Source organism: Mesorhizobium sp. M8A.F.Ca.ET.181.01.1.1 (genome assembly GCF_004792025.1).
Classification (GTDB): domain Bacteria; phylum Pseudomonadota; class Alphaproteobacteria; order Rhizobiales; family Rhizobiaceae; genus Mesorhizobium.
The window spans coordinates 1-278 of the sequence record NZ_SRTV01000364.1 but is presented as its reverse complement, the minus strand read 5'-3'; the positions used below and the strand labels follow the sequence as shown (position 1 = coordinate 278).

Sequence of the window (278 nt, the reverse complement as noted above, 5' to 3'; positions counted from 1 at the left end):
TGCCGAAGAAATGCAGAATCGGCGTACCGATGAAAAATGCCACCAGCAGCACGCAGACGACATTGATCGCGATCTTGCGCGCGAGGGCCGTGCGCTCGTCGGTCGTCAACGAAGCGGTACGGTCGAGAAAAACAAAAGCCACGCCAATTGGGTTGAGGATGCTGATCAGCCCCGTGAAGCCGAACAGAATGTCCGCGATCAGACTTTCGACCATATGCGATCCGTGTCGGGCGGCGCTCCGGCAAGCCGACTGCCTGCGGGGAGCGCGCCGCGCCGTG

Annotated in this window: 1 protein-coding gene; it reads right to left on the bottom strand. The window is 61.2% G+C overall.

Translation table 11 applies throughout. The features are described from left to right. The coding region (locus tag EN824_RS34975) for a MarC family protein (protein WP_281041427.1) at positions 1-214 on the bottom strand (214 nt) is incomplete at its 3' end. Positions 215-278: the final 64 nt, after the last annotated feature.